Here is a 25,428-nt window from a genome sequence, read left to right as displayed (position 1 = left end):
CTTACTCGGCAGCCGGGGCCTCGACGGCCTCGGCCTCGGTGGCCTCGACGACGGGCTCGGTGGTGCCGGCGGCCATCTCCTCGGCGCTGATCTGCTCCTTGCCGGAGCCGGCGAGAATGGCGTCGGCGGCAAGCTCGCACATGAGGGAGACGGAGCGGATGGCGTCGTCGTTGGCGGGGACGCCGTAGTCGATCACGTCGGGGTCGGAGTTGGTGTCGAGCAGGCCCACGACGGGGATGTGGAGACGGTTGGCCTCGCGCACGCCGATCTCCTCGCGCTTGGTGTCAACGACGAAGATGGCCTGGGGCAGCGAGGTCATGGTGCGGGCGCCGCCGAGGTTGGACTGCAGCTTGGCGAGCTCCTTGCCGAGCACCGCCTGCTCCTTCTTGGGGAGCAGGGACATGCGGCCGTCCTCGACCATGGCCTCAAGCTCCTCCATGCGGTTGATGCGGGTGCGGATGGTCACGAAGTTGGTGAGCATGCCGCCGAGCCAGCGCTGGTTGATGTAGGGCATGCCGCAGCGCTCGGCCTGGGTGGCGATGGCCTCCTGGGCCTGCTTCTTGGTGCCAACGAAGAGGACGGTGCCGCCCTTGGCAGCGGTCTCCTTGAGGAAGGTGTAGGCGCGGTCGGCGCCGATCATGGTCTGCTTGAGATCGAGGATGTAGATGCCGTTGCGCTCACCAAAGATGTAGGACTTCATCTTGGGGTTCCAGCGGCGGGTCTGGTGACCGTAGTGGCAGCCGGCGTCGAGCAGGGTCTGGATAGTGATCTTAGCCATGGTAACCTCCTGTGGTTGTTCCTCCGCGTGAGGTCATCCCCGAGACGCCACCCAGGACCTGGCTAGAAGCCCTGAGCACCACGGCGTACGAGTCGTCACGCGTGCGTGATGGTGCCGCGTGGGTACGCGACATGCCGTGCGTCTGCACAGCGGTTTAGTAGTATAGCTGCTCGGATTGCGCGTGTCGAGCATCAAAACAATCTCCATGCACGTCACGAGCGGGGGTGCGCGCGCGCCGCCACCTGCCTGAGCCGCTCGACGGAAAGATGGGTGTAGATCTGGGTGGTTGAGAGGCTCTCGTGCCCCAGGAGCTCCTGAACGCTCCTCAGGTCGGCTCCCCCGTCGAGCAGCTCGGTTGCGAAGGTGTGCCTCATCGCGTGGGGCGTGAGCGTGGGGTCAAGGCCGCTCAGGGCCACATGTCGCTCAAAGCACGTCCTCAACGCGTCGGCGGACATCGGGTTTCCCCGGGTGGAGACAAAGAGCGCGTCCGTCTCCCGCTGCCTGAGCAGGCTGGGCCGCGCCTCGTCAACGTAGCGGGCCAACCAGTCAAGCGCCCTGCGGTACACCGGGACAATACGCTCCTTCGACCCCTTGCCAAAGAGCGAGACGTGCGCGTCGCCCCAGTCAACGTCTCCCAGGGTCAGCGACGAGACCTCCGAGACGCGGGCGCCGGTTGCGTAGAGGAGCTCCAGAAAGGCGCGGTCTCTCAGGCCCGCCGCCGTGGAGACGTCGCACGACGAGAAGAGCCTGAGGGCGTCCGCGTCGGACATCACCTTGGGGAGCGTTCGGGCGACCTTGGGGCTCGCGAGGGCAGACGCCGCCTCGTCCTCGCAGGCACCCTCGCGCACGAGCCACCGAAAGAACCCCCGAAGCGCCGAGAGCCTGCGGTTGACGGTCTTGCTCGAGTAGCGGGCACGCCCGAGGTCCGCGAGATAGGAACGAAGCTCGCGATGGGTGGGGGCAAGGCCCTCGAGGCCAGCGCGGGACGCCCAGCTCACGTAGGAGCCAAGGTCCGCCCGGTACGAGCGGACCGTGTTCGCGGAGAGTCCCCTCACGTCAGAGAGCCACGAGCAGTAGCGGTCGACGAGCTCCTCGAGGCGCGAATCGCGCCCCTTCTCCCCCATGGCGCTCACCTGTCCCCGGCCGCCGCAGGAAAGAGGTCGGGGCGCTGCTCAAGGTAGCGAGTGAGGTCCTCGGCTGCTCGGGCAACAAGGGCGGCGCGCTTCTCGGCCTTGTTTCTGGGCGGGTCCTGCAACGGGGGAACGATGCCAAAGTTCACGTGCATGGGCTGGTATCCCGTTGTCGCGGGATCCGTGGCGTAGGCAACGAGCGAACCCAGGGCGCCCGTGGGCGGAAGCTGCACCGCGGGAAGGCCGCGAACCTCAGCATAGGTGTTGAGCGCGGCGAGAAGGCCGGAGGCGATGGCCTCGACGTAGCCCTCCGTGCCGGTGATCTGGCCGGCGAGGCGCGCCCTGGTGCCGGGGATCTTGAACGTGCGATCGAGCGCGTGGGGAGCGTCGACGAAGGAGTTGCGGTGCATCACGCCGTAGCGCAGGAACTCGGCGGACTCGAGCCCTGGAATCATCCTAAAGACCCGACGCTGCTCGGGCCAGGTGAGGTTGGTCTGAAAGCCAACGAGGTTGAAGGCGGTTCTCGCGGGGTTTTCCGCCCTAAGCTGGACCGCCGCCCATGGCCTGCGGCCTGTTCGGGGGTCGGTCAGGCCAACGGGCTTGAGCGCGCCATAGCGAAGGGAGTCATGCCCCGTCCTGGCCACCTCCTCGAGGGGCTGGCACGCGCAGAAGAGGTCCCGCTGCTCAAAGTCACGGGCAATGACGCGATCGGCGGAGAGGAGCGCGTCCATGAACGCGTCGTACTCCTCGCGGCTCATGGGGCAGTTGAGGTAATCTCCCCCACCGCCCTGCTCGTAGCGGGACTGCTCGAAGACCACGGAGCGGTCGAGCGAGTCCGCGTCCACGATGGGGGCAGCCGCGTCATAGAAGCTCATCCTTGTTCCGCCCACAGCGTTGGCAATGGCCTCGAAGAGCTCGTCGGAGCAGAGCGGGCCCGCGGCGATGACACTTTGCCCCACGGGAATCTCCCTCACCCGCTCGCGCGCCACCTCGATGAGCAGCTCGCTCTCGATGAGCCTCGTGACCTCGGCCGAGAAGGCCTCGCGGTCAACGGCAAGGGCGCCGCCGGCGGGGACGGAGGTGCGGCGGGCACAGCCAAGAAGCACGCTCCCCATCATGTCCAGCTCGTTCTTCAGCAGGCCCGCGGCAGTATCGGGCTTTGTCGACTTGAGCGAGTTGGAGCAGACGAGCTCGGCAAAGGAGCCCGTGTGGTGCGCGGGTGACTCGTGGGCGGGCCGCTGCTCAAACAGCCTCACGCGGATGCCCCTGCGCGCCAGCTGAAGCGCGCACTCGCAGCCGGCGAGGCCGCCGCCGACAACGCTCACCTGGTCCTCCATTGTTCCTCCCACCCGTTAGCCGCGCCTACGAGCCATCGCCCAGCCCCATGAGGTACTCCCGCGTGGGCGAGTAGCGCCCATCGGGCAGCCGCTCGACAACGCGCCGGGACTCAAACTCGGTAAGCGTCTTGAGTATCGTGAGAACGCTCTCCCCCAGCCGCGCGGCAAGCTCGTCGGGCCGCGAGGGCGACGCGAGCAGCGCGGACATGATGGGGCCCAAAGCGAGTCTACCACGGGCCTCGGAAAAGCGAGCGACGCCAAAGTCGAGCGAGATGGCAAGAGCGAGGGACTGCTCGTCGGGGATGACCCGCGCTCCCTCGCTCAACAGGCGGTTGGTTCCCGCCGAGTTGGGCGAGAAGATCGACCCCGGGATGGCGTAGACGGTCCTTCCGAGCTCGACCGCCGCGTCCGCCGTCGACATCGTTCCCGAGCGCACGCCGGCCTCCGTGACCACGAGCACCTGCGAGAGCGCCGCAATGAGCGCGTTTCTCTTGGGGAAGGCCCACCGCCGGGGGCCCGAGCCCCAGCCCTGCGCGGAGATGACGGCGCCGCCCGAGGAGACGGCCCCCTCAAAGACATCGCGAGAGGATGACGGGTACACCACGTCTGCGCCGCAGCCGGAGACCACAACCGTCCTTCCGCCCGCCCTAAGGGCGCCGTATCCGGCGGCATGATCGCAGCCCATGGCCCCACCCGATATCACGGTAACCCCGCACTCGGCGGCAACTCGTGCGGCCATCTCCGCAATGGAGAGCCCGTAGGGCGTGGCCCGCCGCGCTCCCACCACGGCAAGCGCAGGGCCGAGAAGCGCCTCTCTCTGACCCACGCCAAAGATCAGCTCGGGCGGGCTCTCCAGGTCCTCCAACGTAGGAGGGTATCCCTCCTCCCCTCTCGCGATCTCCCAGCGATCCCCTCTCAGCACGTCTGACATGGCCGCCTCCTCAGGACATCTCGCGGGAGCGAAACCCCAGCGCCTCGACAACGTTGTCCTCGCTCACGTACTCGCGCTGCTCGAGGTCGGCAATGGTCCTCGCAACGCGCGCGACGCGGACGATGGCGCGCCCACCCAGCGCCAGCCGGTCCGCCAGACTCTCGAAGACCGCCTGGGCACGAGGGTCAAGACGGGCGCGCGCGACGGGGTCTCTGATGGCTTCCCCAAGCCCCAGCTCCCGCTCCTTCCTGAACTCCCGCGCTGCGGATACGAGCTCGGCCATCTCGTGCGTGCCCATACCCTCCTGGCCCTGAATCACCTTGGAGCTCTTGGGGCGCGCAACGTCCACGACGATGTCAATCCTGTCCATGAGCGGTCCACCGATGCGGCTCTGGTAGGCCGCGATTCTCGCCGCCGAGCAGGTGCACTCGTGCCCCGGGTCGCCCAGATGACCGCAGGGGCAGGGGTTGGCCGCCGCAACGAGCTGAAAGTCACAGGGAAACGAGTAGGAGCCCTCCACGCGGGTGATTCTCACCACGCCGTCCTCGAGGGGCTGCCTCAGAGCCTGCAGCGAGTTTCTCGCAAACTCGGGAAGCTCGTCGAGAAAGAGGACGCCCCCGTGGGCGAGTGAGATCTCGCCGGGAATGACCGGCCTTCCGCCCCCTATGAGGCCGCCGGTTGAGATGGAGTGGTGCGGCGCCCTGAACGGCCTTCTCCCCTCGGCAACCGTGTCGAGCGACTGGCCGGCAACGGAGTGAATGAGCAGCGCCATGGCGCGCTCGTCATCCGTGAGCGGTGGAAGGATGGTGGGGAGCCTGCGGGCGAGCATCGTCTTTCCCGCGCCGGGCGGCCCAATCATGAGCATGCCGTGCCTTCCCGCTGCCGCTATGACCATAGCGCGCTTGGCGAGCTCCTGGTCCACAACGTCAATGAAGTCGATGGCCCTGTCGCGCTGAGCGCCGACGCACGACTCTCGCTGGCGGAGAAGCGGGAGGTTCTCCGCACCCTCCCTCAGCTGCCCGAGCGTCGAGATGCCCCGAGCGTCCCCGACGAGCCCGGGGGTCAGCGGACTGTCCGCGGACGTCACGAGGGTCAGGCCCTTCTCGCGAGCGAGCGCGGCATAGGCGACGTCCCCTCGCACGGGGTTTACCTCGCCGTTCAACCCGAGCTCCCCCACAAGCAGACAACCCCTCGCAACGTCCGGGGGAAGCTGCCTGGTCGCAATGAGAATGGCAACGGCTATGGGCAGGTCAAACGCCGTGCCCGTCTTTCGCTTGTCTCCGGGCATGAGATTGATGATCACGTGCTCGCGCGGGATGGTGAAGTTGCACGCCTTCAGGGCGCAGCGCACGCGCGAGCGTGCCTCGAGAACCGAGGCGTCCGGCATACCCACGACGTCAAACCCGGGCAGGCCGCCCGAAAGACTCACCTGGACCTCGACGGAAATGGTCTCCACGCCGTGAATCTGAGCGGTCGAGACGCTGACTGCGCCCCCGCTCATAGGTCGTCACCCTCAAAGGCGCGCCCGATGTGGCGGAGATGAGCCCTGCCCGGTCCCGTGACGGTGATGGCGATCACGTCAAAGCGCACGCGCTCAATGTAGGGCGTGGACCTGAGAAAGAGCGAGGCGCACCTCACATACCTCGCACGCTTGGCCTCGTCGACGGCCTCCTCAGGAATGACCTCATACCCAAGACCCTGCTCCGCCCCAGGCGAGTGCCTCGTCTTCACCTCAACAAAGACCAGCTCGCCGTCTGGGTCCTTGGCGATGATATCGACCTCGCCCTCAGAACAGTGCCAGTTGCGCACGATGATCTGCCAGCCGCGGTCGGTCAGGGACCGAACGGCGGCGTCCTCGCCCCGTTTCCCAAGGTCATGAGACGACAGCTCGGCACACGGTGGGTTAACCGCAACGGGTGCGGGGTCGCGCTCCTGCTCAAGCGCTTCCACGGGCTCGGAAAGGGTTGCCTCAAAGACTGACTCCATAGCTCTGCCTCCTCACGTCGATGTGAGAAGAGCGTCGCAGACGAAGCTTGCACGAAGCTTCCCGGTAGCTGCGCGAGAGGGTCACGTAGCTGCCACGTCAAAATGTTGAGTCGGATTCTTGGCAGTATGGGCGCCGGAAGGGCGTGGGGACACGCGCGGGGTTCAAATATAAATCATTAAAACAGGCGCGCGGTCTCCAGGAAGTTTCCACAAAACGAGGCGCGGTGGATGGGAGAAAGACCGCGCTCGCGAATGGCCGCAATGTGCTCTGCGGAACCATAGCCCTTGCACGAGGCCAGGTGATAGCCGGGGTACTCCTCGTCGTAGGCAACCATAAGCGCGTCACGCGTGACCTTGGCAACGATGGAGGCGGCGGCGATCGAGGCAACGCGCGCGTCGCCCTTCACGATACACCGCTCGGCGGGATGGGCGTGTACGGGGTTCCCATCGATGAGAACCGCATCCGGCTCTATCCCGGTATCGCGAATCGCCTGAGCCATGGCTCGCGGAAGAACGGTCCCCATACCCAGGGCGTCGATGGCGGCAGGATCTATGTGCGCGATGCCAATGGCCACGGCAACGTCGGCGACCTGCGCCGCTATCCCCTCGCGCCGCGCGGGGGTGAGCTGCTTGGAGTCGTTGAGGCCCATGATATGGGGCTCCGGAGGAAGGCAGACCGCACAGACCGTGAGCGGCCCGGCGAGCGCGCCCCGGCCGACCTCGTCAACGCCGACGACAAGACCGCTGCCGCCAAGCTCCCGCTCAAGCTCATACAGGGCTGCAACCCGCTCGCGCTCCGCCTCGCTGCGGGCAAGGCGGCGGCGCGCCGCCTCAACGGCACGGATAACCTGCTTGCGCGGGTCCTCCGCGTAGCGTTCGATCAGCGCCCTAGCCTCCTCCTCGGGAGCATCGGCGAGAAGCGCTACGATCTCTCGGGCCGTCGCGGGACGCGGTGTGCTGGATACCATGGCAATCTACCCCCCCTGCATAGCAAAACCGCCCCCGAGGGGGCGGTCCTGACGAACTGAGCTATGACGCCTAGTCGCGCTTCTCGCGAATGCGGGCGGCCTTGCCCACGCGGTCGCGGAGGTAGTAGAGCTTGGCGCGACGGATGTCGCCGTGACGAACGACCTCGAGCTTGGCGATCTTGGGGCTGTGCAGCGGGAAGGTGCGCTCAACGCCCACGGAGAAGCTGATCTTGCGCACGGTGAAGGTCTCGCGAGCACCGGCGCCGCTCATGCGGATGACGTCGCCCTCAAAGACCTGCTCACGGGTGCGGTCGCCCTCGACGATGCGATAGTGCACCTTGACGTGGTCGCCAACCTTGACCGCGGGGATGTCCTCGCGAATCTGCTGACGCTCGATGGCGCGGATGTAGTCCATGTTCATACCTCGTTTTTCTCTAGAGGTGCCGACGCTCTCGCGAACGACACATAGGTTTACACACAGCGCTTGATTATAGGGCACCAAGCGGCATTGGACAAGAACCACACAACTCTCTTTGGAAGTCTCCCGGAGGCCAGAGCACGGCTAGAGGCAGAAACCGACCGTCACACCCGAGGCGCTGGTCGCAAGCCCCGTTGTTGAGGGGTACCCCGAGGCCATGACCTGGTAGAAGTAGCACTCGTCCCCGCCAACGTAGGTGAAGGGGTACGCGGTTCGATACCACCAGGAGGTCTCGGACCCGCCATAGGTGAGCCGAAGCGCGCCCTGGGGGTCGGAGCTCGCGCTCACGCCCGCGGCCGAGAAGTACTCGTACTGCTCGCCCTCCAGGTTGAGAAGGGCGTCGTAGGGGGCAAAGTCAACGTAGCCCGTGTGCGCATTGGGCTCCACGCCGTACTCGTCGGTGAACCAGGTCACGGTACCGCACACCTCGGAGGCGGAGAAGAGCCAGAGCGAGTCGTCCGTCTCCGTGACGGAGGCGGCGTCGCTCGTCACGCCAACGTTGTTGGTGAGCTTGCGGACGGGAACGATCGCCTCGGCAAGCTCGCCAGGGAGCAGGCCCATGCCCTCCGCGGCGAGCCAGGACCTAAGGTCCGAGGACTCCCAGCCCCCGGCATTGGTCTCCTCCTCGTTCATGGCCCTGACGGAGATGGGCGAGGCCATGAGCGTGAGCCCGGACACGCCCGAGCCGTCGGCACGCTCGTCCGCGCGGATGCCAACCACGGTGAGCGAGCAGGTCCTGCCGTCGTCAAGCGCAAGGGGCCGGACGCTCCCCACAGAAACGCCGTACTTCTCGGCTATGGCGCGTCCCTCCTCGTCCGAGGGGGCGGAGGAGATCATGGCGGCGACCTCGGAGAGCTCTCCCCACGCGTACTCGTCAAAGGCCTTGGGGACGAGCTCCTCCTCAAGGGGCGCCCCCACCTCTGCCGTGGGCGCTCCGTTGGTAAGCACGAGGCAAACGAGCCCCGCGGCGAGCGCGAGCACGACAAGCGAGAGCGCTACGGCAGCGGCCGTAAGGCAGCCTCCCCCACGCCTGGACATACGACCCCCTCCCACGAAGCAAGACACCGTATTCTACCGCGCGCAGCAGGGGTCAGCCAAAACACCAGGAACCGGGGGCGTCAGCGGCGCTTCCAGGACTGCGGGATCTTGAGCTCCTCGTAGAGCCCAACCGCGTAGCGGTCGGTCATGCCGGAGACGAAGTCCGCGACCTGAATCTCGGAAGCGTCATCCTGGATGAGATACTCCTCGGGAACCTCGTCGAGGTGCGAGACAAAGTACGAGAAAAGGTCAACGAGCATGGCATATGCCTTGGGCTCCTCCCATTTGGCGTCACCGTGGGAGTAGAGGTTCTCAAACAGGAACGAGCGCATGCTCATCATGGCGTCGTGCACGGGAGCGGACATCACGATGTCGCCCTTCTCGGCGCTGCTTGAGACAACGTCGTGGACCATGGTCTCGATCCGCTCGGACGAGCTCGAGCCCAGAAGGTCGCGCGGGCCTGCGGGAAGGTCGCCCTCACGAAGGAGGCCGGCGCGCTCGGCGTCGTCGATGTCATGGCAGACGTAGGCAATGCGGTCGGCAAGGGCGACGACGCGCCCCTCGAGGGTGCAGGCGCGCAGCGTCCCGGTGTGGCTGCGAATGCCGTCCACAACCTCGCGCGTGAGGTTGAGCCCACGGCCGTCACGCTCAAGGCGCTCGACGATGCGGGCGCTCTGCTCGTTGTGCGAGAACATCCGACGCGAGGCGGGAGCATCGGGGTCAAGTCCCCGGTAGAGCGCAATGGCATGCGAGAGGGCACGCTCCCCCACATGGCCAAAGGGGGTGTGGCCAAGGTCGTGTCCCAGTGCTATGGCCTCGGTCAAGTCCTCGTTGAGCCCCAGGGGACGGGCGATTGAGCGAGCAACCTGGCCAACCTCGAGCGTGTGTATCAGGCGCGTGCGGTAGTGATCGCCCTCTGGGGCGAGAAACACCTGGGTCTTGTGCGCGAGCCGCCTAAAGCTCTTGCTGTGGAGTATGCGGTCCCTGTCGCACTGGAAACATGTCCTGAGGTCGTCCTCGGGCTCGGGGCGGAGCCTCCCGAGAGAGGCATCCGCAAAGGCGGCGTCCGGGGAGAGCCGCTCATGCTCGGTGCGCTCAAGCTCGATTCGCGTCAGAACCCTCATCCCGTCTCCTTGACCCGTCTGTCATTTGGGGACGTGTTATTTCTCTCAGAAAAAATGGGATAGGTCAAGAAGACAGCAGGTGAAAGACCACGTTCGACCACGCAGCGACGCGGCAATACAAGACCTGTCCCAATTTTTCTGAGAGAAATAACACGTCCCCAAATGACAGAAGAGGGAGGGAGCGCGGGGCTCCCTCCCTCGATGGGGCGTGCGTGAGAAGACGTCGCTTACTTGGCGACCTTCTCGGCGCCGCCGTTGGCCTCGATCTTGGCCTGGGCAGCCGCAAGGCGGGCGATGGGCACGCGGTACGGCGAGCAGGACACGTAGTCAAGACCGAGGTCATAGTACATGTGGATGGACTCGGGGTCACCACCGGTCTCACCGCAGACACCGCAGACGATGTCCGGGTTGCCGGCGTGGCCGCCCTCGACGCCCATCTTGACGAGCTTGGCAACGCCCTTGTCGAGCGTGGCGAAGGGGTTCGTCTTGCAGATCTTCTTGTCGAGGTAGAGCGGCATGAACGCGGCCTCAACGTCGTCACGGGAGAAGCCAAGGCCCATCTGGGTGAGGTCGTTGGTGCCGAAGGAGAAGAAGTCGGCGTGCTTGGCGATGTCCTCGGAGGTGATGGCAGCGCGCGGAATCTCGATCATGGTGCCGACCGGGATGTCGAGCTCGACACCGTACTCCTCGGCGACGGCCTTGATGTTCTCCTCGACGACCTCACGGACGAGAGCAAGCTCCTCCTCGAAGGCAACGAGCGGGATCATGATCTCCGGCTTGGGGTTGAGACCCTGCTTCTGGAGCTCGGCGGTGGCGGAGGCAATGGCCTTCACCTGCATGACGTTGAGCTCGGGGTAGACCAGGCCGAGGCGGCAGCCACGAAGGCCGAGCATCGGGTTGGCCTCCTGGAAGGAGTCGAGCTTGGCGAGAAGCGCCTTCTTCTCGGAGACGTCCTTGCCCTCGGCCTCCTCCTTGGCGATCTCGACGTCGAGGTCACGCGGATCCTCGAGGAACTCGTGCAGAGGCGGATCGAGCAGGCGCACGATGACGGGCATGCCGTCCATGGCCTTGAACATCTCGAGGAAGTCGCCCTTCTGGGCAGCACCGAGCTTCTCGACGGCGTCGGCCTTGACGGCATCGTCGTCAGCAAGAATGAAGTTCTGGATGAGCTGCTTGCGCTCGCCGAGGAACATGTGCTCGGTACGGCAGAGGCCGATGCCGGAGGCGCCGTTGTCCTTGGAGAGCTGCGCGTCGGCCGGGTTATCGGCGTTGGCGCGCACGCCGATCACGCGGCCGCGGTCAGCGTTGAGACGGACCTCGTCGGCCCAGTCGAGGATGGTCTGGAGGTCGCCACCGAGCTCCGGACGGACAAGGGCAACCTCGCCGAGGATGACGTCACCGGTGGTGCCGTCAATGGAGATAACGTCGCCCTCGTGGAGGGTGATGTCGGTGCCGGCGACGGTGCAGACCTTGTTGACGGCGTCGATCTGAAGAGCATCAACGCCGCAGACGCAGGGGGCGCCCATGCCACGGGCGATGACGGCCGCGTGGGAGGTCTTGCCACCGTGAGAGGTCAGGATGCCCTCAGCGGCAACCATGCCGTGAAGGTCGTCCGGGGTGGTCTCCCAGCGCACGAGGATGCAGGGCTTGCCGGCCTCGGCGTAGGCCTCGGCGTCAGCGGAGGAGAACACGACGGCGCCAACGGCGGCACCCGGGGAGGCGTTGAGGCCCTTGGCGATGACCTTGTAGTCAGCCTTGGGGTCAAACTGCGGGTGGAGAAGCTGGTCGAGCTGCTCGGGAGCAACACGCATGACCGCCTCCTCCTTGGAGATGCGGCCCTCCTCGTACATCTGGATGGCGACCTTGAGGGCGGAGAGAGCGGTGCGCTTGCCCACGCGGGTCTGGAGCATCCAGAGCTTGCCCTGCTCGATGGTGAACTCGAGGTCCATCATGTCAGCGTAGTGGTCCTCGAGGATCTCAAAGACGTGGAAGAGCTCCTTGCCAGCCTCCTCGAGGCCCGGGACCTTGGGCAGGTCGGCGATCGGCTCGGTGTTGCGGATGCCGGCGACGACGTCCTCGCCCTGGGCGTTGACCAGGAAGTCGCCATAGCGCTCGTTGGTGCCGTCGGCGGGGTTGCGGGTGAACGCGACGCCGGTGGCGGAGGTGTTGCCCTTGTTGCCGAAGGCCATCACCTGAACATTGACGGCGGTGCCGAGCTCGTCAGGAATCTTGTTCTGCTTGCGGTAGAGGATGGCGCGGTCGGTGTTCCAGGAACCGAAGACGGCCTGCTCGGCGAGACGGAGCTGCACCAGCGGGTCGTGCGGGAACTCGATCTTGCCGTCGACAAGCACCTCAGGGTACTTCTCGGCGTCGACGTTGTCGGCAAAGATCTGCTTGAACGTGGCGACGAGGTCCTTGAGGTCATCGGCATCGAGCTCGGTGTCGAGCTTCACGCCCTTCTCGGCCTTCTTGGCGGCGATGGCGTCCTCGAAGAGCTGGCCGGAGACGCCCATGACGACGTCCGAGAACATCTGGACGAAGCGACGGTAGGAGTCGTAGGCAAAGCGGGGGTTCTCGGTCTGCTTGATGAGGCCCTGGACGGAGTCATCGTTGAGGCCGAGGTTGAGGACGGTGTCCATCATGCCGGGCATGGAGAACGGCGCGCCGGAGCGCACGGAGACGAGCAGCGGGTCCTCGGAGTCGCCAAGCTTCTTGCCCATGCGCTCCTCGAGGTCCTTGCGGTACTCGTCAATCTCGTCAAGAACGCCCTCGGGCCAGACGTTACCCGCGCTGGAGTAAGCGACGCAGGTCTGGCAGGTAATGGTAAATCCGGGAGGGACGGGAAGGCCGATGTTGGCCATCTCGGCAAGGTTGGCGCCCTTGCCACCCGTGATCCACTTGGCCTCCGCAACGGACTCGCCCGCGACCTCGGTCACGTTGTTGCCGTTGGCGTCGAAGCCAAAGCGGTAGACGTGCTTTTCTGCCATGTTTACCCCTTGCTTCCTGGGTCCTGGCGCGCCCATGCGGGCGCGCACCTACAACTGGCGGCGAGCGAAGCGCTCGCAACCTCACGAAATAGTAGCAGTCACACTACCGCTCACAACCGTTTTTCGGCCATTCGACCAACATGTTGGGGTAAACGGCACCTGATATACCAAATCGGGGCCGAGCCATGCTGCCCGACCCCGGAGGTAGTAACATGAGGAGTGATTTGGCCTTACTTGCCAGCACCCTCTTCCTTATACACCGCACCGATCTCTCGCGTGGGCTCCTCGCCCGTCAACGTGGAGATGACGGTCACGGCCGGGCCGAGAAGGTCAATCGAGGGGATGCCGCGACGGTCGAGCTCGCGGCGAATCTCACGTCGAAGGATGCCGTTGGCAAACGTGTGGAACACGGCGCACGGACGGCTGGCGTCAAAGTTCTCGTCAAAGTAGGCGCGGACGGTGTCGACGTCCTTCACGTTGGAGAGACGGCGAATGTCAACGGAGGCATCGCCAAACTGGGCAGCAGCCGCCATGACGACGGTGTTGGCCGTCTCGCCGCGCGCGTCGGAAAGAACATAGATGAGGGGCACGACCTGACCGTAGATGTCGTCATCCAAATCGAGCTTAGCCATCGCAAGACCTCCTATATCTCCTTCGTGGCGCGTGTGGTGTGTGTATGAGCCTATTCTACTTCTTGCGAGAGAGAGCGCCAATGTCCGCCACGCCAACAAAAACCTCAACAAAGCGGTTAAGCAGGCGCAGGCGGTTCTCCCTTACCGCAGTATCCTCATCCATGACAAGCACGTCATCAAAGAATCGGTCGATGGGGGTCTTAAGGCCGGCAAGTGCGGAGAGAGCGCCAGCGTAGTCGTCCTTGGCAAGGGCGGCCGAGACGTCAACGGAACCCTGCTCACAGGCATCGAGCAGGCTCCTCTCGGCGGGCCCGAGAAGGGCCGTGTCAACGTCTGCGCCCAGGGAGGCGTCGCCAAGGTGAGCGGCACGGGCGTAGGCGGTGGCGAGGTCGTCAAAGAGCTCGGGGCTCTGGGAGCGAGCGTCCTCGAGGGCGTGAGCGCGCGCCATGAACTCCACGGGGTTGATGACGCCCACGGCGGAGACGGCCTCGATCGTGTCCGGGCGGATGCCCTCGTCGCGCGCGATGGCGACAAGGCGGCCCTGGAAGAACCTCACCACGGCTCCGGCAACGGACTCAAGGTCAAACCCGAGACCCTGGGCCTGGTAGGAGCCGAGCGAGAGGCCGATGAGCTGGCGCAGGTCACAGCCCGGCAGCGAGCGGAGCATGGCAATGATGCCAATGGCGGCGCGGCGGACGGCGTAGGGGTCCGAGGAGCCGGTGGGCGGCTCGTCGATGGCAAAGATACCGCAGACGGTGTCGAGCTTGTCCGCAATGGCCACGCAGCGGCCGCAGGTGCCGGACGGAAGCTCGTCCCCCGCAAAGCGCGGGCGGTAGTGCTCGCGGATGGCGGCACAGACCTCGGGGGCCTCGCCGGCGGCCGCGGCGTAGTAGCCGCCCATGACGCCCTGCTGGTTGGTGAACTCAACGACGGCCTGCGAAACGAGGTCCGCCTTGGCGAGGTGCGCGGCGCGCGCGGCGGCGGCCACACCGGCCTCGCCCTCCCCCGCCTGTGAGGCAACGGCGGCAGCGAGCCCCTCCATGCGCTCGACCTTCTGGAGCATCGTGCCCAGGCGCTCCTGGAAGGTCACCGAGCCAAGGCGCTTAACGAACTCCTCCATCGGGCGCTTGAGGTCCTCGTCGTAGAAGAACTTGGCGTCGTCGAGGCGAGCGCGCACCACGCGCTCGTTGCCGGAAACGACGGTCGCGGACACGCGGGGGTCAGCGTTTGAGACCACCACAAACTCGCGCGTGAGGTTGCCCTCGGCGTCGTAGATCGGGAAGTAGCGCTGGTTGGAGAGCATGGACTCGCAGATGATCTCATGCGGGACCTCGAGGAACTCCTCGTCGAAGGTGCCCACCAGAACCGTGGGCCACTCGCAGAGGTTCACGACCTCGTCAAAGATCTTGCGCGGGGTGTCAACGCGCGCCCCACCGCGCTCGGCCTCAATCTTGGCGATGCCCTCGCGAATGACCTCCTCGCGGCGCTCCGCGGAAAGCACGAAGGCGCGCTCGAGCGTGGCCTCGTAGTCCGCGGGCGAGGCAACGACGTGCTCGCCCAGGGCAAGGACGCGGTGTCCGCGCGTGGTGTTGGACGAGGTCACGTCCGCATAGGTCACGGGCACGACGTCCTCGCCGAGAAGCGCGCAGATCCAGCGGATGGGGCGCACGAAGGTCGCATGCTCGGAGCCCCAGCGCTGGCTACGGTAGTTGGGCCACTGCAGCCCGCCGATCACGTTGGCGGAGAGCTCGGAGAGGATGGGCGCGGCGGGCTTTGAGGGAACGCTGCGCTCGGCGAAGACGTACTCGCTGCCGTCCGCGTCAACGCGGCGGACGAGGTCTGCCGCCTCGGCGCCGCACTTGCGCGCAAAGCCGAGCGCGGCCTTGGTGGGCTCACCGCTCTCGTCGAAGGCGATGGAGGCCTTGGGTCCGCGCTTGACCTCGTGAATCTCGTCAGTAGCCACGGCAACGTTGGCGACGAGCGCCGCGAGGCGGCGAGGCGTCGAGATGACGCGCACCTCGCCGTGCGCGAGACCGGCGGCGTCAAGTCCCTTGGCAACAAGGCCGCCGAGCTGCTTGGCAGCGTTCATGAGCGGGGCCGAGGGCATCTCCTCGGTGCCGATCTCAAGCAGGAAGTCGCGAGTCTCTGCCATTTAGGCCACCTCCCCCTTCTTGGCATCGTCATCGGTCTTGCCGGCAACCTCCGCGAGGTAGCACTCGCAGCAGAGCTTGGCGATGGTGCGGACGCGCAGGATGTAGTTGGCGCGCTCGGTGGCCGAGATGGCGCCGCGGGCATCGAGCAGGTTGAAGGCGTGACTGCACTTCATGACGCAGTCGTACGCCGGCAGCGGCAGCTTGCGCTCGAGGCATGCGTGGCACTCGCGCTCGTAGTCGTCGAACTTCTCGCGCATCATCTCGACGTTGGCAACCTCAAAGTTGTAGGTCGAGAACTCGCGCTCGTTCTCGTGGAAGACGTCGCCATAAGTCATCGGGGTGCCATCGGGCAGGTAGGACCAGATGACGTCGTAGACGGAGTCCACGCCCTGCGCGTACATGGCGATGCGCTCGAGGCCGTAGGTGATCTCGACGGGCACGGGGTCAACCTCGATGCCGCCCACCTGCTGGAAGTAGGTGTACTGGGTGACCTCCATGCCGTCCATCCAGACCTCCCAGCCAAGGCCCCAGGCGCCCAGCGTGGGACTCTCCCAGTCGTCCTCGACGAAGCGGACGTCGTGCTCGGCGGGGTCGAGGCCAATGGCCGCGAGCGAGCCGAGATAGAGCTCCTGGGAGTCAACGGGGCACGGCTTCAGGATCACCTGAAACTGGTAGTAGTGCTGCATGCGGTTGGGGTTCTCGCCGTAGCGGCCGTCTGCGGGACGGCGACACGGCTGCGGGTAGCAGGTGCGCCACGGCTTGGGCCCGAGCGAGCGCAGCGTGGTTGCGGTGTGGAACGTGCCGGCGCCCACCTCAGAGTCATAGGGCTGCATGACGGTGCAGCCCTGCTCCGCCCAGTAGCGCTCGAGCGTGAGGATCATGTCCTGAAACGTGAGAACGTTGTCGCTCATGTCCGTCCTTCTCTCGTCTCGCCGTCGGCCCTAGAGGGTGCCCACGTGCGAGAGCGGCCAGTAGATAAAGAGAACCCGCGAGGTCACGTCATCAACGGAGACGGGCCCAAAGAAGCGCGAGTCCTTTGAGTTGGTGCGGTTGTCGCCCATGACCCAGATCGTGCCCTCGGGGACGACGTAAGGATAGCTGATACCAGCGGAGCCGAGGTAGTCGGAGAGCGATTCGGTGGGCTTGCCCTCGGTGTAGGGCTCCACGAGCGGCTCCCCGTCAACGTAGACGGTCCCGTCAACGAGGTCGATGGTCTGCCCTCCGACGGCAATGACGCGCTTGACGAGCGTCTCGCCCTCGGTGAGCGGGCTATCAAAGGTGACGACGTCGCCCTGCCGCGGGTCGTCAAAGTGAAGGCTGACCATCTCCCCCAGGAGAAGGTCGCCCTCGTGAATGGTGTTGAGCATGGACCCCGACGGCACGTAGTAGACGCCGATGACAAAGAGCCTCAAGATGACAGCGATGGCAATGCCGCCGAGAAGCGCCCCCACGGGCCAGGGAAGCCCCCTCTTGCCCCGCTTGGCGGGCTCGTTCGGAGCGGCCGCGTGACGCGGCTCGTACCCCTCGCTCATAGCTCCCCTCTCCCCTCCTGGGCATCGATGACCCTTTGCGCGAGCTCGCGCTCCTCATCGCTGAGCTCGGCGCCGTCCAAAAGGTCCGGGCGCCAGAGCGCGGTGCGCTCGACGGCGTTTTGCCTCCGCCAGCGCGCGATTCTCGCGTGGTCCCCGGAGAGCAGGACCTCTGGCACATCCAAGCCTCGATAGCTCGCGGGACGCGTGTACTGGGCGTATTCGAGCAGGCCGGCGGACGAGAAGGACTCGTCCACGGCGGAGAGCTCGTCGCCGAGCGCGCCGGGAAGAAGCCGGACCACCGCGTCGATCACCACGAGCGCGGCGAGCTCGCCGCCGGTGAGCACGTAGTCCCCAATGGAGAGGACGTCATCGGCAAGCGTGTAGACCCGCTCGTCGATGCCCTCGTAGCGACCACACACAAAGAGAATGCGCTCCTCCGTGGAGAGGCGCTCCGCAACGCGCTGGTCAAAGCGCTCGCCACAGGGCGAGAAGAACACGACGCGGGGGCGCAGGCCCTCGGCGGAGAGCTCGTCGAGTGCCTCGAAGATGGGCGCGGGCTTCATGAGCATGCCCTGACCGCCGCCAAAGGGCGCGTCGTCAACTGTGCGGTGGCGGTCGTGCGTCCAGTCGCGAAGGTCGTGGGCCTCAAAGGAGAAGATGCCCGCACGCTGCGCACGCCCCATGATGGAGGCCCCGAGGTACGCGTCAAAGACCTCGGGGAACACCGAGAGCGCCTCAAACCTCATGAGCGCGCCACCCCTCCCTGCCACTCGAGACCGCGGGGAATGCGGATGGGGATCTCGCCGCTCTCGGGAACGGCGCTCACCACCTCGTTAATGACGGGAACGAGCACCTCCGAGCCGGCGTCCCTGATAACCCAGACGTCGTTTGCCGGTCCGGTCATGACCTCCTCGATGACGCCGGCCCTGCCCGTCTCCTCGTCGCGGGCCACGCGACCGATCAGGCGCTCGCGGTCGTGCAGGGGGAGGTCGGCGGGAAGGTCCTCGGCACGCGCCAGCAGGTAGGAGCCCACGAGGCCCTCGGCGTCACCGAGCGCGGAGACCCCGGAGAGCGAGACGAGCGATCCGGCCCTGTTGTCCGAGGACACCGAGGTGATGGTGTGCCAACGGTTCCCTCGAAGCGCGGGGGGAACGAGGGCGACCTCGAGCCCGGGGCGCACAACTGAGGGAAGGCCGTGAACGGGAACCGTCACGACCTCCCCTCTTCTCCCGTGGGGCTTCTCCACACGGGCTATGATGCGATAGCGAGAACGCATGAGCAGCTAACCCACGACCTCAACCTCAACGGAGGTGCCGACACGCTGCCCGAGAGCGCGGGCGAGCGTGCGAATCGCCTTGATCGTGCGTCCCTTGCGGCCAATCACCCTGCCAGCGTCCTCCTCCGAGCAGCTCACCTCGATAAGCGAGCCGTTCTCGGAGTCGGTCACGTCAAGGGAGACCGACGACTCGTCGTCAACGAGGCCGCACACGATGTACTCAACAAGATCGGCGACCTTGTCGGAGGGCAGCTCCTGCTCCTCGGTCTCGACGAGACCGCTTTCCTGGGCGCCCATCGCAGGTCCTACTCGGCGTCGGCGGCCTCGGCGGCAGCTTCAGCGGCGGCCTCGGCAGCGGCAGCGGCCTTAGCGGCAGCCTTCTTGGAGATCTTCGTCTTCTTCTCGACGACGGGCTGGCCGTTGCGGGCGATGTCAATGAGGTGCGCCACGGCGTTGGTCGGCTGAGCGCCCTTGGAGACCCACTCGTCAACCTTCTCGAGGTTGATGTCGATGGTCTTGGGGTTGGTCAGCGGGTTGTAGCGGCCGACCTCCTCGATGTAGCGACCGTCGCGCGGCATGCGGCCGTCAGCGACGACGACGCGGTAGTAGGGGCGCTTCTTGGCACCGTGACGGGCCAGGCGAATCTTGACTGCCAATGAAAACTCCTTCAGACGTGCGGTGCGCGTGGTTACTGTGGGGTGGCCGCACCGCTTGACCACAAGCAGTTAACCATCATACGACTCTTTAAAACTGGGGCAAGGTGCAGTTTTTGTGAACAAGGGCGCTCAAACCCACATGAAAGGAAGGGTTCAGAGGAATTTCAGCCCCGCTGGGTAGGATACCCACCATGACCGAGCACGAGCAACGTCGTGCGAAACGCCAACCAAAGGAGCACCCGTGAACATCCTGGTTGTTGAGGACGAGCGCAACCTCGCAGATGCGATCGTGCATATCATCGAAGCGGATTCCCAGCACGCCGAGGCCGTCTATGACGGTCGCGCTGGTCTGAGGGCGGCCCTCTCGGGCGCCTACGACGCGATCATCATGGACGTCATGCTGCCCGGCATGGACGGAAACGAGGTTGTGCACGAGATTCGCCGCCAGGGCGTGTCCGTCCCCATCCTCATGCTCACCGCCCGCACCGCGACCGACGACAAGGTCAAGGGACTCGATGCCGGCGCGGATGACTACATGACCAAGCCCTTCGAGGCGCCCGAGCTTCTCGCCCGCCTGCGCGCTCTCACGAGGCGTCGCGGTGACGTCCTCCTTGACGAGGCGGTCTTTGCCGACGTTCGCCTTGACCTCGCCACGCACGACCTGAGCTGCGGAGAATCCACCGTGCACCTCTCCGGCAAGGAATTTGAGGTGATGAGCATCCTCATGACCTCCAGCTCGCGCGTTGTGTCCAAGCAGGACCTCCTCACCCGCGTGTGGGCGGATTCGGACGCCTCCGAGAACTCCGTCGAGGCCTACGTCTCCTTCCTCCGCAAGAAGCTCGCCCACATTGGCTCCAAGGTACAGATCACCACCCTGAGGATGCTCGGCTACCGCCTCGAGGTCCTCGCCGAGTAGGGGGACGCCCATGCTCGCCAAGCTCCGACGGGAGTTCATCGCCATCTCCATGCTCCTCGTGGGCCTCGTGCTCGCGGGTGTGCTCGGCTCCTCACTGCTCTCCAACGCGATGATGCAGCGCTCCGTGACCATGGAGATCCTCAAGCGCGCCCTGCAGGGGCAGATCGAGGACGTGACCCTGGGCGACACCACCGGCGAGCAGAGCACCGACCTCATGCTGGCCGTCGTCATCGAGGTGACCTCGGACGGCGTCCCCTACGCCGGGTACGGCAACTCGTCGATCGAGGTCCCCGACGAGATGCTGCGCGACGTCATTCTCGACGCGATGACCAGCACCGAGAGCGCCGGCAAGTGCGACGACTACCACGTGGCGTGGATGAAGACGGAGACTCCCTGGGGCTGGCGCATCGCCCTCGTGGACACGTACTCGCGCGCCGCGAGCCTGCGCGTCCAGGCCCTGACGAGCCTCGTCATCTTCTTTGTCTCCATGGGCGCGCTCTTTGTCATCTCCTACGTGCTCTCGGGCTGGGCGCTCAAGCCCGTGGAGCGCTCGTGGGAGCGACAGCGCCGCTTTGTGTCGGACGCGTCCCACGAGCTCAAGACGCCGCTCGCGGTCATCCTTGCCAACACGCAGATACTCGAGGGCATGGAGGGGCTTCCCGAGGACGCGCGCCGCTGGGTTGACAGCACCGCAGACGAGGCGGGCCACATGAAGGGGCTCGTCGAGGACCTGCTCACGCTTGCCCGCGCGGACGAGCAGGCGGCGACCAAGTCCGGCTCCAAGCGCGAGCTCGCGAGCGTCGACGTCTCGGAACTCGCCTCGCGCTGCGCGCTCGAGTTTGACGCCGTGGCGTTTGAGCGCGGCTGCGAGATCGCCTGCGACCTCCCCAAGGGGATCACGGCCCACGCCGACCAGGAGGGGCTGCGGCGCGTGGTTCGGACGCTCCTCGACAACGCGACCAAGTACGCGCGCCCGGGCTCGGTAGTGAGCGTGAGCCTCAAGGCAGAGGGCAAACGCGTCATCCTGAGCGTCAACAACCACGGCGAGACCATCTCGGCAGAGGACCTCAAGCACATCTTTGACCGCTTCTACCGCACGGATGACGCCCGCGAGCGCCAGAGCAGCGGCGGGTTTGGCCTGGGGCTCGCCATCGCGCGAAGCCTCGTGGAGTCCATGGGGGGCAAGATCTCCGCCTCCTCGAGCGACGAGACGGGAACGACCTTCACCGTAACCCTATAATCGGGGCATGAAGAGGACGCAGCCCACATCCGCCCCCAAGGGGGACGATCCCCGCCCCAGCCCCGCCGAGGCGTTTGCCTGGCAGGGACCCGCCGTGGGACTGCTCGACCTCGACGCGTTCTTTGCCTCCGTGGAGCAGCTCGACCATCCCGAGTGGCGCGGCAAGCCCGTCATCGTGGGCGGGTCCTCGGACCGGCGCGGCGTGGTGTCGACGGCATCCTATGAGGCAAGGAAGTTTGGCGTCCACTCCGCCATGCCCTCCGCCACGGCGGAGCGTCTCTGCCCGCACGCCATCTGGACGCGCGGGCACTTTGACCGCTACCGAGAGATGAGCGCCAAGGTGATGGCGATCCTCGAGCGAGAGACGCCCCTCGTCGAGCAGGTCTCCATCGACGAGGCGTTCTTTGACGTGACCCCCGGGCGCTTCTCGAGGGAAAGCCCCGTCGCCATCTGCCGCAGAATCCAGCAGGGCGTGGCCGAGCTCGGCGTGACCTGCTCCATTGGCCTTGGCATCAACAAGACCGTGGCAAAGATCGCCTCGGAACGCGAGAAGCCCCGTGGGCTGACGGTGGTGATGCCGGGAACGGAGCGCGCGTTTCTGGCACCCCTTCCCGTCGGCGCCATGAGCGGCGTGGGGCCATCGACCGCGGCCCGCCTCGAGCAGCTGGGCATTCGCACGCTCGGGGAGCTCTCACGCGCCGACGAGGGGCTTCTCGAGCGAACCTTTGGGGTGCTGGGACCGCGCATGGCAATCAGGGCGGCAGGTCTCGAGCGCAGCGAGGTCGCCGCGGCGGCCGCCCCCGAGGAGGTCAAGTCCGTCTCAAACGAGCGGACCTTTGCGACGGACCTCCTTGAGAGAGACGAGATCTGCGCCGCGATCCGTCACATATCCGACCTCGTGGGCAGCAGGCTGAGAAAGAAGGGGCTGCGGGGGCACACCGTAACCCTCAAGCTCAAGTTTGACGCGAGCCATGCGAGAACGGCGCAGAGGACGCTGGACTCCCCCACCAGTGACGAGCGGGTCTTTGGGAAGGTCGCGCTCTCGCTTCTCGACGAGCTCTGGTCGCCGGGCGTTCACGTGCGCCTGGTGGGGGTGGGCGTCTCGGGCTTTGGCGAGAGCGCTCCGTCGCAGCTCGCGCTCTTTGGAGACGCCTCCGCGGCGGACAAGCGCGACCGCTCGGCCCTCGGGCACGTCACGGACGCCCTGCGCGAGCGCTTTGGCGAGCAGGCGGTGAGCTACGGCCACAGCCTCCGCTTCACTAAGGACGAGAGGCGCGGGGCGCGCGGGCCTAGTCGAGGTTGAGCTCGACTGTGGGGGCGTCGCCCCAGAGGCGCTCGAGACGATAGAAGTCTCGAGTCTCAGGCCTAAAGACGTGCACGACAACGGAGCCGTAGTCAACGAGCACCCAGGAGAGGCCCTCCCTGCCCTCGCATGAGATCGGGGAGACGCCGCAGTTGGCGCTCACCTTCTCGCGCACCTCGTCGACAATTGCGTCCACCTGGCGGGAGTTCTCGCCAGTGCAGATGAGGAAGTAGTCGCAGACGTCCGTCTTGGTCGAGAGGTCCAGAAGAACGATGTCGCCCGCCTTCTTGGAATCGGCGGCGTGGGCGGCAACCTTAGCGAGCTCGAGCGAGGTTACGGTCATGCAGTCTCCTAGCGTGTCCTGCTCGCCCTCTCTGAGGCGAGCGCGTTGTACACTTCGATGGTACCCGGATAGAGGTATCTCCCACCCCTCAAAACGTAGATGATACCCCCGACAAAGGACTCCCAGAAGAGGTCGTCGAGCGAGGCCTCGCCCACGAGCGAGCGCGTGCGCTCGATACCCGGGGTCGAGGGGCGGAGGGGCTCGATGCCATCGGCCACAAAGATGACCTGGTCGAGCGGGGTCATGTGTGCCGCAGCAGAGGTGTGGACCTCAATGGCGTGCCAGACCGAGGGGGGAAGCTCCGGGTAGCGCTCGGGCAGCACGCGCGCGGCAATGATCCCGTGCAGGAGGGAGTGGACGAGCTCGAGGTCCACACCCAGATCTATGCCGAGCTCCCGGGCATGGGCGAGCTGATCGCTCACGGAAACGGCCTTCTCCCAATCATGAAGTGTGCCGGCGGCGCGGGCGAGGAAGGGGTCAACGCCGTAGAGCACCGCGAGGCGCTCGGCGGTCTTGGCCACGGAGAGGGAGTGCGAGAGGCGCCGGGGCTTCTTGGCAAGGTGCTCCGAGACGTCGCGCTTGAGGCGGTCGAGAAACGCCTCCTGCTCGGGGGTGTACCTCACCTTGAGCTTTTTCCTCGCCATCTAGTCCACCACCTCCCGCGTCTGGCCGTACCGGCTGCGGGACGCACCGTAGAGCCCGTGCTTGTGCAGGTAGCCGGTCACGGGGTCGGGGGTGAGGTAGCGAAGGCTCTGCCCCGCCTCCACGCGTTCCCGGAGATAGCTCGAGGAGATGGCGAGGGCGGGCACGGAGAGATACGTCACGTCAAAGTCCAGCCCGGAGGCGGCGATGGCGTCCCAGGCGCGGTCGAGGTCGTAGCCCGGGCGCGTGGCGCCCACCAGATGGGCGAGCCGCGCGATGTCGTCGGCGTCTCGCCAGGAGACGATCTCCGTGATGGCGTCCGCGCCGGTGATGAAGTAGAACTCAACGTTGTCCGGGTAGAGCCCGCGCAGGAGGCGGAGCGTGTCGGCCGTGTACGTGACTCCCTCGCGATCGATCTCAAAGCGAGAGGCAACGAAGTGGGGGTTGTCCGCCGTGGCGAGCAGCGTCATGGCAAAGCGATCCTCGCCTGAGGTGACGCCGGAATCGAGCTTGAAGGCCGGGCGCCCGGCGGGCATGAACACCACGAGGTCGAGCTTGAGGTCGTCAAAGGCCTGCTCCGCGGCAACGAGGTGCCCGTAGTGGATGGGGTCAAAGGTGCCGCCCATGATGCCCAGGCGATAGGTGCGCCCCTCGTCCCTGCCAAGAACGGGAAGGTCGGCCGCGCGCAGGGCGGCAACGTTCACGCTCATCTGATCTGCCCGTCCCCTCGAACGAGGTACTTGGTCGTGGTGAGCGCCTCCGCCCCCATGGGGCCGCGCGCGTGGAGCTTCTGGGTGGAGATGCCAATCTCCCCGCCGAGGCCAAAGACCCCGCCGTCGGTAAAGCGGGTGGAGGCGTTGGCGTAGACCGCGGCGGCGTCAACGCCGGCGAGAAACGCCTCGCAGGCGGCGTAGGAGTCGCTCACGATGGCCTCAGAGTGCCCGGTGCCGTAGCGGTTGATGTGGGCCACGGCCTCCCCCACACCCTCAACGCACCTAACGCTCATCTTGAGGTCGAGGTATTCGGTGCCCCAATCGTCCTCGGTCGCAGCCCCCATAGCAACGCCGCACTTCTCGGCAACAGCGCGCGCGGTCTCGTCTCCCACAAGCTCGACCCCATGCTCGGCAAGGGCGCGAAGCACGGGCGGGAGCAGGCGCTCGGCGGCGCAGGAGTCCACGAGCAGGGACTCCGCCGCGTTGCAGACACCGGGGCGCGAGCACTTGGCGTTGATGACGATGCTCACGGCCTTCTCGGCATCGGCATCACGATGGAGGTAGATGTGGCAGTTGCCCGTTCCGGTCTCGATGACGGGAACGGTGGCGTTCTTGACGCAGTGCTGGATGAGCGAGGCGCCACCGCGCGGTATGAGCGCGTCCACGAGCCCGTTTGCGCGGATGAGCTCGTCGGTCTGGGAGTGCGCGGCATCGTCCGAGACGTACTGGACGGCGTCCCCGGGGAGCCCGGCCTCGAGCAGCGCATCCCTGCAGGCGTCCGCTATCGCGACGCAGGACTCCTGGGCCGCGGAGCCGCCCTTGAGGACGCAGGCGTTTCCGGAGCGCACGCAGAGCGCGAAGGCGTCCGCCGTGACGTTGGGGCGCGCCTCATAGACGATGGCGACCGTTCCGAGGGGCACGCGCACCTGCTCGATGCGAACGCCAGAGGCGAGCGTCCGCCCGCCCACAACGCGCCCGAGCGGGTCGTCCTGGCGCGCAATCTCCTCAAGCGAGGACGAGATGCCCTCGAGCCTGTCCCTGTTGAGCAGCAGACGGTCCTGGAGGGGGCCGGGCATGCCCGCAGCGCGACCGCGCTCGAGGTCATGCGCATTGGCGGAGCATATCTCGTCCGCGCGCTCGATGATGAGGCGCGCGGCGGCAAGGATTGCCCTCGACCTCGTGGCGGCGTCCGCCTGGCCAAGGGCAAACGAGGCCGCGCGCGCAAGGGTCGCCTTCTTCAGTGCCTCGGACATCTCCCTCTCCCT

At 66.2% G+C, this 25,428-nt stretch carries 26 protein-coding genes; 3 read left to right on the top strand and 23 right to left on the bottom strand.

Annotation, left to right across the window (positions count from 1 at the left end):
* Window position 1 precedes the first annotated feature (1 nt).
* From rpsB to rpsP, 19 genes are all read right to left on the bottom strand, one after another.
* Window positions 2-778 carry a 30S ribosomal protein S2 gene (gene rpsB, locus QUW25_RS04605; RefSeq protein ID WP_289511047.1) on the bottom strand — a complete coding sequence of 259 codons (777 nt, stop codon included), beginning with the start codon at window positions 776-778 and terminating at the stop codon, window positions 2-4.
* 212 nt (window positions 779-990) lie between these two features.
* The gene (locus QUW25_RS04600; RefSeq protein ID WP_289511046.1) at window positions 991-1,902 is read right to left on the bottom strand and encodes a tyrosine recombinase XerC; all 912 of its coding nucleotides are present in this window, start codon (window positions 1,900-1,902) and stop codon (window positions 991-993) included.
* A 5-nt stretch (window positions 1,903-1,907) separates the two neighbouring features.
* Window positions 1,908-3,245, bottom strand: coding sequence for a methylenetetrahydrofolate--tRNA-(uracil(54)-C(5))-methyltransferase (FADH(2)-oxidizing) TrmFO (gene trmFO, locus QUW25_RS04595; protein ID WP_289511045.1), 1,338 nt, complete (start codon window positions 3,243-3,245; stop codon window positions 1,908-1,910).
* Between the two features lie 25 nt (window positions 3,246-3,270).
* Entirely contained in the window at window positions 3,271-4,176 is a 906-nt protein-coding gene (locus QUW25_RS04590) for a DNA-processing protein DprA (RefSeq protein ID WP_289511044.1), read from the bottom strand.
* Between the two features lie 10 nt (window positions 4,177-4,186).
* Complete coding sequence (locus QUW25_RS04585) at window positions 4,187-5,677, bottom strand: YifB family Mg chelatase-like AAA ATPase (RefSeq protein WP_289511043.1); 1,491 nt, start codon at window positions 5,675-5,677, stop codon at window positions 4,187-4,189.
* Window positions 5,674-6,162: a YraN family protein gene (locus tag QUW25_RS04580; protein WP_289511042.1), complete on the bottom strand. Its 489-nt coding sequence runs from the start codon at window positions 6,160-6,162 to the stop codon at window positions 5,674-5,676. The genes QUW25_RS04585 and QUW25_RS04580 overlap by 4 nt, the downstream gene beginning before the upstream one ends.
* 176 nt (window positions 6,163-6,338) lie before the next feature.
* Window positions 6,339-7,130: a ribonuclease HII gene (locus tag QUW25_RS04575; protein WP_289511041.1), complete on the bottom strand. Its 792-nt coding sequence runs from the start codon at window positions 7,128-7,130 to the stop codon at window positions 6,339-6,341.
* 70 nt (window positions 7,131-7,200) lie between these two features.
* A complete protein-coding gene (gene rplS / locus QUW25_RS04570) occupies window positions 7,201-7,545 on the bottom strand; it encodes a 50S ribosomal protein L19 (protein WP_354003623.1) in 345 nt (114 codons plus the stop codon).
* 147 nt (window positions 7,546-7,692) lie between these two features.
* A complete protein-coding gene (locus QUW25_RS04565; RefSeq protein WP_289511039.1) occupies window positions 7,693-8,646 on the bottom strand; it encodes a DUF6273 domain-containing protein in 954 nt (317 codons plus the stop codon).
* An 80-nt stretch (window positions 8,647-8,726) separates the two neighbouring features.
* Window positions 8,727-9,770, bottom strand: coding sequence for a deoxyguanosinetriphosphate triphosphohydrolase (locus QUW25_RS04560; protein ID WP_289511038.1), 1,044 nt, complete (start codon window positions 9,768-9,770; stop codon window positions 8,727-8,729).
* Between the two features lie 227 nt (window positions 9,771-9,997).
* Window positions 9,998-12,757 carry a pyruvate, phosphate dikinase gene (ppdK, locus tag QUW25_RS04555; RefSeq protein WP_289511037.1) on the bottom strand — a complete coding sequence of 920 codons (2,760 nt, stop codon included), beginning with the start codon at window positions 12,755-12,757 and terminating at the stop codon, window positions 9,998-10,000.
* A gap of 230 nt (window positions 12,758-12,987) precedes the next feature.
* The gene (locus tag QUW25_RS04550; RefSeq protein WP_289511036.1) at window positions 12,988-13,389 is read right to left on the bottom strand and encodes a kinase/pyrophosphorylase; all 402 of its coding nucleotides are present in this window, start codon (window positions 13,387-13,389) and stop codon (window positions 12,988-12,990) included.
* A gap of 55 nt (window positions 13,390-13,444) precedes the next feature.
* On the bottom strand, window positions 13,445-15,541 hold the full coding sequence (gene glyS, locus QUW25_RS04545) for a glycine--tRNA ligase subunit beta (RefSeq protein ID WP_289511035.1): 2,097 nt from the start codon (window positions 15,539-15,541) through the stop codon (window positions 13,445-13,447).
* On the bottom strand, window positions 15,542-16,453 hold the full coding sequence (locus QUW25_RS04540) for a glycine--tRNA ligase subunit alpha (RefSeq protein ID WP_289511034.1): 912 nt from the start codon (window positions 16,451-16,453) through the stop codon (window positions 15,542-15,544).
* 30 nt (window positions 16,454-16,483) lie between these two features.
* Window positions 16,484-17,074, bottom strand: coding sequence for a signal peptidase I (gene lepB / locus QUW25_RS04535; protein WP_289511033.1), 591 nt, complete (start codon window positions 17,072-17,074; stop codon window positions 16,484-16,486).
* Complete coding sequence (gene trmD / locus QUW25_RS04530; RefSeq protein WP_289511032.1) at window positions 17,071-17,820, bottom strand: tRNA (guanosine(37)-N1)-methyltransferase TrmD; 750 nt, start codon at window positions 17,818-17,820, stop codon at window positions 17,071-17,073. Before trmD ends, lepB begins: the two co-directional genes overlap by 4 nt.
* On the bottom strand, window positions 17,817-18,287 hold the full coding sequence (locus QUW25_RS04525) for a ribosome maturation factor RimM (protein ID WP_289511031.1): 471 nt from the start codon (window positions 18,285-18,287) through the stop codon (window positions 17,817-17,819). Before QUW25_RS04525 ends, trmD begins: the two co-directional genes overlap by 4 nt.
* Before the next feature lie 69 nt (window positions 18,288-18,356).
* A complete protein-coding gene (locus QUW25_RS04520; protein WP_289511030.1) occupies window positions 18,357-18,647 on the bottom strand; it encodes a KH domain-containing protein in 291 nt (96 codons plus the stop codon).
* A gap of 8 nt (window positions 18,648-18,655) precedes the next feature.
* Entirely contained in the window at window positions 18,656-19,006 is a 351-nt protein-coding gene (gene rpsP, locus QUW25_RS04515; protein WP_289511029.1) for a 30S ribosomal protein S16, read from the bottom strand.
* Between the two features lie 241 nt (window positions 19,007-19,247).
* On the opposite strand from rpsP, the gene QUW25_RS04510 reads away from it, so the two are divergent.
* The 3 genes from QUW25_RS04510 to dinB all read left to right on the top strand — a co-directional run bounded on the left by QUW25_RS04510 (window position 19,248) and on the right by dinB (window position 22,465).
* Window positions 19,248-19,922, top strand: a complete 675-nt coding sequence (locus QUW25_RS04510) for a response regulator transcription factor (protein WP_289511028.1) — start codon at window positions 19,248-19,250, stop codon at window positions 19,920-19,922.
* A 10-nt stretch (window positions 19,923-19,932) separates the two neighbouring features.
* Entirely contained in the window at window positions 19,933-21,162 is a 1,230-nt protein-coding gene (locus QUW25_RS04505; protein ID WP_289511027.1) for a sensor histidine kinase, read from the top strand.
* A 94-nt stretch (window positions 21,163-21,256) separates the two neighbouring features.
* Window positions 21,257-22,465, top strand: a complete 1,209-nt coding sequence (gene dinB / locus QUW25_RS04500) for a DNA polymerase IV (RefSeq protein WP_289511026.1) — start codon at window positions 21,257-21,259, stop codon at window positions 22,463-22,465.
* On the opposite strand, the gene rsfS is transcribed toward dinB, so the two are convergent.
* From rsfS to QUW25_RS04480, 4 genes are read right to left on the bottom strand one after another with little or no spacing between them, the layout of a single operon-like run.
* Window positions 22,452-22,808 (bottom strand): ribosome silencing factor, encoded by a 357-nt coding sequence (gene rsfS, locus QUW25_RS04495; protein WP_289511025.1) that lies wholly within the window; start codon window positions 22,806-22,808, stop codon window positions 22,452-22,454. The genes dinB and rsfS overlap by 14 nt on opposite strands.
* An 8-nt stretch (window positions 22,809-22,816) precedes the next feature.
* Window positions 22,817-23,452, bottom strand: a complete 636-nt coding sequence (gene yqeK / locus QUW25_RS04490) for a bis(5'-nucleosyl)-tetraphosphatase (symmetrical) YqeK (RefSeq protein ID WP_289511024.1) — start codon at window positions 23,450-23,452, stop codon at window positions 22,817-22,819.
* On the bottom strand, window positions 23,453-24,160 hold the full coding sequence (gene nadD / locus QUW25_RS04485; protein ID WP_289511023.1) for a nicotinate-nucleotide adenylyltransferase: 708 nt from the start codon (window positions 24,158-24,160) through the stop codon (window positions 23,453-23,455).
* Window positions 24,157-25,416 (bottom strand): glutamate-5-semialdehyde dehydrogenase, encoded by a 1,260-nt coding sequence (locus QUW25_RS04480; protein WP_289511022.1) that lies wholly within the window; start codon window positions 25,414-25,416, stop codon window positions 24,157-24,159. Before QUW25_RS04480 ends, nadD begins: the two co-directional genes overlap by 4 nt.
* Window positions 25,417-25,428 lie beyond the last annotated feature (12 nt).

This window comes from Thermophilibacter provencensis (genome assembly GCF_030372065.1).
Taxonomy (GTDB): Bacteria; Actinomycetota; Coriobacteriia; order Coriobacteriales; family Atopobiaceae; genus Thermophilibacter; species Thermophilibacter provencensis_A.
The sequence above is the reverse complement of the archived record's forward strand: the minus strand, read 5'-3'. Positions and strand labels throughout refer to the sequence as shown.